General features: G+C 67.3%; 7 protein-coding genes and 1 tRNA gene. 2 read left to right on the forward strand and 6 right to left on the reverse strand.

The genetic code is table 11. The features are described from left to right. Positions 1-17: 17 nt before the first annotated feature. From ACWELQ_RS02060 to ACWELQ_RS02080, 5 genes are all read right to left on the reverse strand, one after another. Positions 18-1,493, reverse strand: a complete 1,476-nt coding sequence (locus tag ACWELQ_RS02060) for a peptidoglycan D,D-transpeptidase FtsI family protein (protein WP_452395169.1) — start codon at positions 1,491-1,493, stop codon at positions 18-20. Then, entirely contained in the window at positions 1,490-2,956 is a 1,467-nt protein-coding gene (locus ACWELQ_RS02065) for an FtsW/RodA/SpoVE family cell cycle protein (RefSeq protein ID WP_452395170.1), read from the reverse strand. Before ACWELQ_RS02065 ends, ACWELQ_RS02060 begins: the two co-directional genes overlap by 4 nt. Beyond that, entirely contained in the window at positions 2,956-4,461 is a 1,506-nt protein-coding gene (locus ACWELQ_RS02070; protein ID WP_452395171.1) for a protein phosphatase 2C domain-containing protein, read from the reverse strand. Before ACWELQ_RS02070 ends, ACWELQ_RS02065 begins: the two co-directional genes overlap by 1 nt. Beyond that, positions 4,458-4,925, reverse strand: a complete 468-nt coding sequence (locus ACWELQ_RS02075) for an FHA domain-containing protein FhaB/FipA (RefSeq protein WP_033085206.1) — start codon at positions 4,923-4,925, stop codon at positions 4,458-4,460. Before ACWELQ_RS02075 ends, ACWELQ_RS02070 begins: the two co-directional genes overlap by 4 nt. A 209-nt stretch (positions 4,926-5,134) precedes the next feature. Further along, positions 5,135-6,550, reverse strand: a complete 1,416-nt coding sequence (locus tag ACWELQ_RS02080) for an FhaA domain-containing protein (protein WP_452395172.1) — start codon at positions 6,548-6,550, stop codon at positions 5,135-5,137. Between the two features lie 296 nt (positions 6,551-6,846). Between ACWELQ_RS02080 and ACWELQ_RS02085 the strand changes: the two genes are divergently transcribed. Continuing rightward, a tRNA-Leu gene (locus ACWELQ_RS02085) sits at positions 6,847-6,929 on the forward strand. A gap of 756 nt (positions 6,930-7,685) precedes the next feature. Here the strand turns inward: ACWELQ_RS02085 and ACWELQ_RS02090 are convergent. Continuing rightward, positions 7,686-8,717, reverse strand: coding sequence for a stage II sporulation protein M (locus ACWELQ_RS02090; RefSeq protein WP_452395173.1), 1,032 nt, complete (start codon positions 8,715-8,717; stop codon positions 7,686-7,688). Between the two features lie 74 nt (positions 8,718-8,791). Between ACWELQ_RS02090 and ACWELQ_RS02095 the strand changes: the two genes are divergently transcribed. Then, on the forward strand, positions 8,792-9,351 hold a 560-nt coding region (locus ACWELQ_RS02095; protein ID WP_452395174.1), incomplete at its 3' end, for an RDD family protein.

Consider the following 9,351-nt stretch of genomic DNA (forward strand, 5'->3'; position numbering starts at 1 on the left):
TTGCACTTTCATGTCGTTCAGCCCCCGAGCCCAGCGTCCAGCACCGCGCGCGCGATGGGCGCGGCCACGGATCCGCCGGTCGCGGCCAGCGCCCGGTCGCCACCGTTCTCCACGATCACCGCGATCGCGATCTTCGGGTTCTGCGCGGGCGCGAAGGCGATGTACCAGGCGTGCGGCGGGGTGTTGCGCGGATCGTCGCCGTGCTCGGCCGTACCGGTCTTGGACGCGATCTGGTACGAGCGCGGCTGTGTCCCGCCCTGGGTGTTCTTCTCCGATTCCAGCATCAGAGTGGTGATCTGGGTGGCCACCTGCGGGGTGACCGCCTGGCCCACCGAGGTCGGCTTGGTGGTCTCCAGCGTGCTCAGGTCCGGGGCCTGCAGCTGGTCCACCAGATACGGCTTCATCCGCACGCCGCCATTGGCGATGGTGGCCGCCACGACCGCGTTGTCGAGCGGGGTGAGCGCCACATCGCGCTGCCCGATGCTGGACTGGGCCATGGCCGCACTGTCGGGAATGGTGCCGACGGTGCTGTCCGCCCACGGGATCGGAATATTCGGATGCTGGGTCCCGATGCCGAAGGCGTTGGCCTCGTCCTTGAGCTTGGCGGCCCCCACCTTCATACCGAGCTCCGCGAACGCGGTGTTACACGAGTACTTGAAAGCGTCGGTGAGAGAAGCGGTTTGGGCGTCGCCCGGACCGCAGTGGCTGCCGTTGTAGTTCTCCAGCGTGGTGCTGGTGTCGGGCAGCGTGATGCGGGGCGCGGCGGTGAACTGGTCGTCCGGCTTGGCGATGCCGTTGGACAGCGCGGCCGCGGTCACGATCACCTTGAAGGTGGAGCCCGGCGGATACGTCTGCGAGACAGCGCGATTCAGCATGGGCTGGCGGGGATCCTGTTGCAACTGCTCCCACGTCTTCTGGGTGGCCGCGCCGTCGTGCCCGGCCAGCAGGTTCGGGTCGTAGGACGGGGTGGACACCATGGTCAGGATGCGGCCGGTGCTGGGCTCGATGGCCACCACCGATCCGGTCAGGTTCTTGGCGGTCAGCTGGTCGTAGGCGACCTTCTGCATGACCGGGTTGAGGGTGGTCACCACATTGCCGCCGCGCGGATCCCGACCCGAGATCATGTCGATGAGCCGCCGCCCGAACAGCGCGTTGTCCGAACCGTTGAGCACCGAGTCCTCGGCGTGCTCGAGCCCGTTGCTGCCGTACTGCATCGAGTAGTAGCCGGTGGCGGGCGCGTAGGCCAGCGGATCGGTCGGATAGGTGCGCAGGTACTTGTAGCGGTCGTCGGTGGCCACCGACGAGGCCAGCACGGTGCCGGACGCGGAGATCTGGCCGCGCTGCCGCGAGTACTCGTCCAACAGGACTCGCACATTGCGCGGATCGTTGCGCAGGCTGTCGGCCTTGAACACCTGCACGTAGGTGGCGTTGGCCAGCAGCGCGACGATCATCACCATGACCGCCAGCGCGACCCGGCGCAGAGGCGTGTTCACGCGGCACCCCCCTCCACCTTGCGCAGCAGTTGTGTCGACGCCTCCACGATCGGCTCCACCCGCTTACGGGCGGGGGCCGGTCGCCGGGCGGCGTCGGAAATCTTGATCAGCAGCCCCAGCAGAATGTAGTTGGCCAGCAGCGAGGAACCGCCGTAGGACATGTACGGCGTGGTGAGACCGGTCAGCGGAATCAGCTTGGTCACGCCGCCGACCACCACGAACACCTGGATGGCGATCGTGAAGGCCAGCCCCGCGGCCAGCAGCTTGCCGAAGCTGTCGCGGATGGCCAGCGCGGTTCGGATACCGCGAATGGTGAACACGCAGAACAACATCAGGACCGCGGTCAGCCCGATCAGGCCGAGTTCCTCGCCGATGGCGGAGATGATGAAGTCGGTCTTGGCGAACGGCACCTGCGAGGGCCGTCCGGAACCCAGCCCGGTCCCGGCCAGTCCGCCGGTGGCCAGCCCGAACAGCGACTGCGAGATCTGATAGCCGGTGTTGGAGTAGTCCGCGAACGGGTGCAGCCAGGTCTCGACCCGCACCCGCACATGCCCGAAGACGTTGTAGGCGAACACGAATCCGATGATCAGCAGCACCGTGCCGACCGCCACCCAGCCCACCCGCTCGGTTGCGATGTAGAGCATGCACAGCACGGTGCAGAAGATCAGCAGCGAGGTGCCGAGGTCCTTCTCCACCACCAGCGCGCCCACCGACACCGCCCACACCAGCAGCACCGGGCCCATATCGCGCATGCGCGGCAGCTCCATGCCGAACACGTGCTTGCCCGCGCCGGTGAACAGGTCGCGCTTGGACACCAGCACGCCGGCGAAGAACACGATCAGCGCGATCTTGGCGAACTCGCCGGGCTGAACACTGAAGCCGGGCAGGCGAATCCAGATCTTCGCGCCGTTCACCTGCGAGTACCGGTCCGGCAGCAGCGCGGGCAGGGCGAGTGCGATCACGCCGATCAGCCCGAGCGTGTAGGCGTAGCGGGCCAGGCTGCGGTAGTCACGCAGCACGATCAACAACCCCATGAAAACCACCATCCCCAACCCCGTCCACAGCACCTGCTGGTTGGCGTCGGGGGAGGGGATGGGCAGGGAGGCGAAGGCGGCGTCCTGGGCCTGCGCTAGGTCGATGCGGTGAATGATCACCAGCCCCAACCCGTTCAGCAGCGCCGCGATCGGTAGTAGGAGGGGGTCCGCGAAGGCCGCGAACCGGCGCACCGCCAGGTGCGCGACACCGAACAACGCCAGATACGCGGCACCGAGCTTGGCGATCTCCCAGGTGATCGCCTGCTCCTGACTCGCCTCCACCAGCACCAGCGACACCGTGGTGATCAACGCCGCCAACCCCAGCAACAGCAACTCCACGTTGCGCCGGGTGGCGGGCGGCGGCGCAGGAGCGAATCCGCCGGGTGGACTGGGGAAGGCCCCAGTGGACGGCGGTGCCGGTGCGGACATCAGTCCGCCATCCTGCAGTTCTGCCCCGGAGTCTGCGGTGCCGTGGTGGTGGTGACAGGGGCGCTGGGCTGGTGCGGTTCCAGCGTGTGGTTCTCGCCGGTGCGTTCACCGCCGGTCAGCCCGCCGGGCGCGGCCGGAGTGGTCGGCGCGGCCGGGGTGGTGGTGACCGCGGTGCCCGGCTGATTCGGATCGGCGGGCGGGGTCGGCGTGGGGGTGGTGACCGGCTGCTGCGGTTGCGCCTTCTCGCACGGCGGCAGCAGTTCGGACTGCACCAGATTGCGGATCTGCTTGACGGCGTCGTCGCGCGAACCCGGCGGCAGCCCCTTGTCGACCGAATCACGGCCGCTGGCACGCAGATCACTGCGGGTCAGCTGGACACAGCCGGCGGCGAACTTGTCGCCGGGACCGGCCAGGGTCAATTCGCCGGTGCGCGTGACACATCCGACCTGATCCACATCGCGGATCGAGTAGCCCAGCACCGAACCGGGCAGGCCGCGCAGCACGACCACCTTCTCGCCGTCCACGCCGACGTAGTAGTTGCTGCGAATCATGTTGTAGCCCACGGTGAGACCCGCGCCCACCGCCACCAGCAGGGCCAGTGACAGCGCCAGCCAGCGCAGCTTGTGGCTCTTCTTCGGGGGTTCGGGTTCGGGCTGCGCGACGGCGCGGCGCGGGGTGGCGCGCGGTGGGCGCATGGCGGCGGCCCGGCCCGCGGCGGTGTTCGGCGGCGGGGTGTCCTCGTCCTCACCGGAGGCCGCGCCCGCCACGATGGGGTGGCTCTGGCCGTAATCCAGATCGATGACGTCGGCGACCACCACGGTCACGTTGTCGGGACCGCCGCTGCGCAAGGCCAATTCGATGAGCCGGTCGGCCGACTCGTCGGTGGTGCCCTCGCGCAGGGTGTTGGCGATGGTCTCGTCGGAGACCACATCGGAGAGGCCGTCGGAGCACAGCAGATAGCGATCCCCGGCCCGGGCCTCCCGCACCACCAGGGTGGGGTCGATCTCGTTGCCGGTGAGCGCCCGCATGATCAGCGACCGCTGCGGATGCGTGTGCGCCTGCTCCGGCGTGATCCGCCCCTCGTCCACCAGCGACTGCACGAAGGTGTCGTCGCGGGTGATCTGGGTCAGCTCACCGCCTCTGAGCATGTAGGCGCGCGAGTCGCCGATGTGCGCGAGGCCGAGTTTGCGCCCGGCGAACAGGATGGCGGTGAGCGTGGTGCCCATGCCGTCGAGTTCCGGCTCCTCCTCGACCTGGTCGGCGATCGACGCATTGCCTTCGTGCACGGCACGATTCAGCTTGCCGAGCAGATCGTCGCCGGGCTCGTCATCGTCGAGATGCGCCAGCGCGGCGATCATCAGTTGGGAGGCGACCTCACCGGCGGCGTGGCCGCCCATGCCGTCCGCGAGCGCGAGCAATCGCGCACCTGCGTAGACGGAGTCCTCGTTATTGGCTCGGACGAGACCACGGTCGCTACGCGCTGCGTAGCGGAGAACAAGTGTCACGATCGCAGCTCGATCACTGTCTTGCCGACACGGACTGGGGAACCGAGCGGAACTCGGACCGGAGTGGTGACCTTCGACCGGTCGAGGTAGGTCCCATTGGTGGAACCGAGATCCTCGACGTACCAATCCTCACCGCGCGGCGACAGTCGCGCATGGCGGGTGGAGGCATAGTCGTCGGTGAGAACCAGTGTGGAGTCGTCGGCCCGCCCGATCAGCACCGGCTGAGTGCCGAGCGAGATACGGGTGCCGGCGAGAGAACCCTGAGTCACCACGAGATATTTGGCGCCCTTCTGGCCCCGGCGAAAAGATGGGAGCACCGCGGAACCGCCTGCGGCCCGAGGCGCGACCCGAAGGCCGGAAGCCGCGTAGATATCGCTGCGCAACGTCCGGAGCACCGCCCACACGAACAGCCACAGCAACAGCAGGAACCCCGCACGGGTCAATTGCAGGATCAGTCCCTGCACGGTGCTCCACCTCCTGTTCGACCGTGTCGTAGGTACGGGGCAGTTACGGAGGTATGACTCCGTGACCCCCAACCGGTTGTGTTGCTGGTCAGCGCGGCCATCCTCCGCCGCGAGTGTTGGCAGCATCATAGGGCCGTAGACCGGTTGCGATCACGATACGACCGAGGAATTCCTAGCCATATCGTGACCTGCACCGCGAGCTTACGGGATCAGACGATCCGGATCAGGATCTCGGAATGTCCGGCGCGGATCACATCCCCGTCGGCCAGCTGCCAGTCCTGGACGGGCGACCCGTTGACCAGCGTGCCATTGGTCGAACCGAGGTCCGAGAGCATCGCGGTCTGGCCGTCCCAGCGAACTTCGATGTGCCGCCGCGAAACTCCGGTATCGGGCAGCCGGAAGTGTGCGTCCTGCCCACGCCCGATGATGTTGGAACCCTCGCGCAACTGGTAGGTCCGGCCGGAGCCGTCGTCCAGCTGCAGCGTGGCGGAGTAGCTCGAGCCGGCCCGGGCCGGCGCGGCCGCGCCGTAGCCGCCGCCCTGCTGGCCGTAGCCCTGCTGCTGTCCGTACCCCTGATCGTCGCCGTAGCCGGCCTGGTCGGGGTACTGGTCGTAGCCCTGCTGGCCGTAGCCCTGCTGCTGGCCGTACCCCTGGTCGGCGTACCCCTGCTGCTGGCCGTAGCCCTGCTCGGCATAGCCCTGCTGGCCGTAGCCCTGCTGCTGGCCGTAGGCCTGGTCGGCGTAGCCCTGCTGGCCGTACGCCTGTTCGGACTGGCCGTAGCCCTGCTGCTCGTAGCCGTGCTGCTGCTGGCCGTAGCCCTGCTCGGCGTAGCCCTGCTGGCCGTACGCCTGCTCGGACTGGCCGTAGCCCTGCTGCTGGCCGTAGCCCTGCTCGGCGTAGCCGCCCTGCTGGCCGTACCCGCCACCCGGCTGCTGCTGGTAGTCGTAGCCGTTCTGGTAGTCGCCGTAGCCCTGCTCGGACTGGCCGTAGCCGCCCTGCTCGTAGCCCTGCTGGCCACCGCGGCCGTACTCGCCGTAACCCTGCTGACCTTGACGGCCCGCAGGCGGGGGCGCGTACCCGCGACTCCGCGGATCGGACTCCGCGGGCTCACGGCTTGGGTCGTAGCCTGAGTTCTGCGTCATGGGGCCAGCTCCTGGTTGCGGGTTGGGTCGTTGTGGACGTTCAGCACCCGGTGACGGGCCTGCCCGCCCACCCGCGTCCGGATCCACCCGGCCGCGCGTCCTGAACTGTCCGGTGTGCAGCGTAGGGGATGCCTCGAACTCCACGTGCACTTCGCCGTAGGTCTGCCACCCTTGCTCGCGGATGTGGTCTTGCAGATGTTTGGCGAAAGCACGCTTGGTGAGCTCGTAATCCTGCGCGGCGAGATCGCGATCCGGCTGTCCCTCACCCTGGACGAGATTCCGCAGATCGGACTCGTTGACGGTGATGACATAGCTGTTGGGAGCCAGCAGATGGCCCCCGCCGAGATCCTGGATATGGTCGGCGGCCTCGCGCTGCAGGGCGGCCTCGACCTCCTGGGGTACGACGCTCCCGCCGAAGGCGCGAGCGAAGACATCGCCGACAGCACCCTGGAGACGGCGTTCGAAACGGGAAACGATCCCCATGTAGCCCCCTCCCTTCTCGGGTTCTGTCACTCCCGCGAGGGAGCGCGTGCGTCGTGTCGTGTGTGTGCCGACCGACCGTGGCGCGCGATGCGTCCTACAAAGCAACACGCGGACATGGCGTGTCGCCGCAGGGACACGTTGATTGCATGATATCCACGATCGTCCACACCTGTAACTCTTGGCGGCAACCCTGGGTTCCCGTGTCTCCGTGGCATCACAGCTTCGCGTTCGAACCCCCGGTAACCAGGCGATTTCGTTTTGGCGCAAACCTCGTGATACGTTTCTTCCCGTCGCTCGGGCGAGTGGCGGAATGGCAGACGCGCTGGCTTCAGGTGCCAGTGTCCGTAAGGACGTGGGGGTTCAAGTCCCCCCTCGCCCACTTGAAGAAGAAGGCCCTCGATCCACACCGGATCGGGGGCCTTCTTCTTTGTCCGGGGGTGTAGGTCGAGTACCCACTCCGTGCGTGTTCAGTACCTACTTTGTGCGTTGCGTACCCGCTGTGCGTTCCCCGCTCGGCGGGACTCGGAAATTCCCAGGTCGAAGCGGATGTGACGAAGATCGCATGCCCTGGCCGGGGTGACTCGGCGGAGGCGTTGCCGGCGGGCGTTTCGGGGCGTTCGGAGGGCCGTAAATCGTTTGCCGGGGGATGACGTCTGGGGTATGCGCCCGATTACTGCCCGGCATTGCCGGATGATCATTTAGCTAAGTCCAGGGTAAACAAACTCTGAGTTTGTTTGAGTTCTGGCGACCGCCGGGCAATCGGGCTGAGCTGCGGCGAAACACCAGCTTAACGTGGGTTGAATCGGTGGTTAGCGGAAAAATTACATGGTTTTCGCAAACCTTCCGGCGGGGTTCGAAACACATCGCGTGCAAGGGGTTGAAACCGGTGCGAAAACACGACCGCGGGGATAGTTTCGGAACCCTCCGCAGACCGCCCGCAAAGCGGATGCCGGGAATTAGCGATCTTGTCGTGTTCCCTACGGAGACGGTGCATTTCGCCTGGTCGCGTTATACGCCCGGCGGGCAAGTCGGAGGTTGCGTAGCCATAACGATTGTGTAGAGTCATCGGCAACGCTGGCCGCAGCTGAGCCGGACTCGCTGCGGCCAGTGGAAATCAAATCCCACTGGTTCGCGACTACGAAGTCGCCACTCCCACAACCGGTTCGGGACTCTTCTCGATCGAATAGCCCGCGATGTGCTCCGGGCCGATCCCCGCCTCCTGCTCGCGCACCGCGATCCGCCCCCGGCCGAAGACGTAGGCCAGGAAGCCGAGTTCGGCCAGCGCCCCGATCCCGACCCGCAGTGCGGTGGGCAGCCCGCTGGGCGTCACGAAGCCCTCCAGGCAGCCGGAAACCAGCAGCACGCCCACCAGTCCGAGCGCGATCACGGCCGTCGCCCGGCCCTGCCGCGCCATCGCCTGCGCCCGGCTCTCGCGGCCCGGATCGATCAGGGTCCAGCCCAGTTTCAGACCGGCCCCGCCCGCCACGAAAATGGCGGTGAGCTCCAGCATTCCGTGCGGCAGGATCCAGCCGAAGAACGGGCCCAGCCGTCCCGCCCCGGCCATCAGCCCCGCACTGATCCCCAGATTCAGCGCGTTCATGAACAGCAGGTAGACCGCGGGCAGGATCAGCACCCCGAGGAACAGCGCCAGCGCCGACACCCACGCGTTGTTGGTCCACACCTTCGCGGCGAAGGCGTCGTGGGGATGCTCGTAGTAGTAGGTCTCGAATTCGCCACCGGAGCGCGTCAAGGCATCTGTATCCGTGTCCAGTCCGAGATGCCGCCGGGCGGCCGCGGAATTGGCCACCCACGCCGCCAGCGCCGCCGAGCCCAGCAGGAAGATCGTCGCCACCGACACCCACCAGGGCCAGGCCCGGTAGACCGCGGCCGGGAAACGATGGCTGAAGAAGTAGCCGATCTCACGCAGGGTGTCGATGCGGGCGCTCAGTATGCGGCCGCGCGCCCGGGTCAGAACCGCCGAGAGCCCGGCGATGAGTTCGGGATCCGCCTCCCGCGTCTGCAATCGGGCCAGCTGTTGCGACGCCACCCGGTAGAGCCGGACCAACTCGTCGGCCTCGGTGCCACTGAGCCGTTTACTCCGGGAGGCCAACTGATCCAGCCGCTCCCAGGACGGCCTGTGCACGAAGGTATAGGCGTCCAGATCCATGAGTACCCCTCCTGCGCTAACGCTGACAGAATGCTATCCATCGCGATCACACCCGGCGGAGGAAGACGACCCTCATGGCACTTTTCACCACCGGCGAGGCTGTTGCCGTGGAGCTTCCGATCGCCCGCGTCCCTACCCGGGCCGCGGCGTTCCTGCTCGATCTCATTGTGCAGATCGTCATCGGACTCCTGCTGATCCTGCTGTTCGAGGCGATTCTGGCGTGGGCCGACGCGGATTCCGCGTGGCGTGACACCGCGGCGCTGGTCGGCATGGTGAGCGCCATGATCGGGTATCCGGTGCTGTTCGAGACGTTTTCGCGGGGACGCTCGCTGGGCAAGATGGCGGTCGGGCTGCGCGTGGTGCGCGCCGACGGCGGCCCCATCGACTTCCGGCACGCGGTGACGCGCGGGCTGGCGGGCATCGTGGACTTCTGGATCCTGGGCACCGGGCTGATCGCCGTCGTGGTGTCGCTGTGCTCACCGCAGGGCCGCCGGATCGGGGACGCGCTGGCGGGCACGGTGGTGGTGCACGACCGCAGCCGACCGAGGCGATGGGCGGCGGCCCGGGCAAGAGCTACCGCTACGCCTGGGAGGACTTCATCACCAACCATCTGCGCTGGGAACTGCAGAATCGC

The sequence above is a fragment of the Nocardia sp. NPDC004722 genome, from assembly GCF_053601505.1.